General features: G+C 28.7%; 2 protein-coding genes. Both read left to right on the top strand.

The genetic code is table 11. The features are described 5' to 3' along the window. Positions 1-156: 156 nt before the first annotated feature. Positions 157-1,344 carry a glycosyltransferase gene (locus tag V7161_RS30105; protein ID WP_335716431.1) on the top strand — a complete coding sequence of 396 codons (1,188 nt, stop codon included), beginning with the start codon at positions 157-159 and terminating at the stop codon, positions 1,342-1,344. A 15-nt stretch (positions 1,345-1,359) separates the two neighbouring features. Continuing rightward, positions 1,360-2,334, top strand: coding sequence for a glycosyltransferase family 2 protein (locus tag V7161_RS30100; RefSeq protein WP_335716430.1), 975 nt, complete (start codon positions 1,360-1,362; stop codon positions 2,332-2,334). Positions 2,335-2,389 lie beyond the last annotated feature (55 nt).

The following is a 2,389-nucleotide window of genomic DNA, read 5'->3' as shown; positions in this document are numbered from 1 at the left end:
CTTACTTGTGTTATAGATTTATTGAAGTTCCATCAATTAATCTTGGCCATAAACTCACTAATTTTACAAAAGAAATGAAAATTGCAAAAAAAGTAGGATAACAATAAATACTTATATAAGAAAAGAACATGATAATGACAGGGTGGTTTTTAAAATATGAAAAGAGTTTTATTTATGGTCGGCAGTATGAATATAGGTGGTGTAGAAAAATCGCTCTTGTCTTTATTATCAGTTCTACCCAAAGGGAAATTTGATATTACAATATTGCTATTGGAAAAAAAAGGTGTTTTTTTGGAATATATTCCAGATTGGGTTAATGTAAAAGAGGTTAAATGGTTTAGAAATGTTATGCCAATAATAATGCAACCGCCCAATCAAACTGTTAAAGGTTACCTTAATTTTAGACAATGGTTTAAAATACCTTCATTTATCTTTTCTTACTTATTATCTAAAAAATTCAATGATAGATATTATTATTATAAGGAGGTATTTAAGGATGTCCCTTATAACACGAACCTCTATGATATTGCAATATCATATGCTGGGCCTACTGATATCATTGATTTCTATATAGCTAATAAAGTAAAAGCTACCAAAAAGATCTCTTGGGTTCATTTTGATGTTTCTAAACATCTCATAAATGAGAAATTATATAAAAAAATATACAATGTATTCGATAAAGTTTTTGTTGTTTCAAAAGAGGCCAAGAAACGCTTAATTGAAAAGGTACCTACAGTTGAAAACAAGGCCGAGATTTTTAATAACATCATTTCATTTGATTTAATAAATAAAATGTCAGCAGAAAATGTGTATTTTGATGAACGATTTAAAGGTACAAAAATATTAACAGTTGGAAGACTTTCAAAGGAGAAAGGTCAGGATCTTGCAATAAAAGCTTTAGCTAAGTTGCTTAAAGAGGGTTATGAAGTAAGATGGTATTGTGTTGGTGATGGTAATGATAGAAAGATTTATGAGAAATTAATAGAAGAATATAACTTAAAAAGTGATTTCATCTTATTAGGTTCAACTCCAAATCCGTATCCATATATCGCCAATGCAGACATCTATGTTCAAACATCTAGGCACGAAGGTTATTGTCTTACAATCGCAGAAGCAAAATGTTTAAAAAAGACCATTGTAACAACCAATTTTATTGGGGCATATGAACAAATTGTGGATGGAGAAACTGGATTTATTGTTGAATGTAATGAGGAGACATTATATAGAAAGATTAAATATCTTATCGATAACAAAGAAGAATGTATAAAAGTAAGTCAGAATTTATCAAAAGATAAAATTGATACAACTGAAGAAGTTCAAAAACTTATAAATTATATTATGTAGAAAGGAATTAAAAATTTGAAACCGAAGATTAGTATCATTGTTCCTGTATATAAAGTTGAGCAATATATACACAAATGTATTAATTCTATCCTGACCCAATCATTTACAGATTTTGAACTAATACTTGTAAACGATGGATCGCCTGATAATTGTGGGGTTATTTGCGAAGAGTATGCCAAGACAGATAGAAGAATAAAAGTAATTCATAAAGAAAATGGTGGTTTAGCATCTGCACGAAATGCAGGACTAGATATTGCAAAAGGTGATTTTGTAGGATTTGTCGATAGTGACGATTGGGTTGAATCAGACATGTATGAATTGTTATATAATTTGTGTATAGAGCATGAAGGTGATGTTGCTTGTTGCACTAGCATGATTCATTATAGTCATAAAACTTTAATTACCGGTAAACATCAATTAATTTTTCACAATAGAAATGAAGCTATGAAAGCAATGCTTGAAGGTGAATTATATGATGAAGTTGTATGGACGAAATTGATTAAAAGAAACTTAATTGGGGATATAAGATTCCCTGTTGGAATGACATATGAAGATACTGCATTTACTTATAAGATAATTCATAAGTGTAAAAAACTCTGTAGTATCGGAGAACCAAAGTATCATTATTTAAAACGTGATAACAGTATGATGGACAACGCTATTAAAAATATCAAAATTGATGCGATTCTAATATATGATGAAATGTTTTGCTTTATTAATCAAAATTACCAAGAACTAAGCGGCCTTGTTACATTAAAACTCGCAAATAGTGCACTAGTTATTCTAAATTTAATAGCATCTAGTGGACGCTTTAAAGAAAACGAACAAAAGTATTTTAAAGTAACTAATATTTTAAATAAGTATTTCAGTAGAACCATAAAATTGGATGAATATCCTAAAAATGTAAAAATTCTACTAATCGCTATAAAGATCTATCCATTACTGTATAAACTTATTATTAATAATCTTTTAAAATGGAGGTCAGCATGAAAGGAATTTTACTTAAAATTTATAATGCTGCCGTTAAAATAAGTGAATATATTAC

It is taken from the genome of Neobacillus drentensis (genome assembly GCF_036965425.1).
Lineage (GTDB): Bacteria > Bacillota > Bacilli > Bacillales > Cytobacillaceae > Neobacillus > Neobacillus drentensis_F.
Note: the sequence above shows the minus strand (reverse complement) of the source record. Positions and strands in the feature narration are given on the sequence as shown.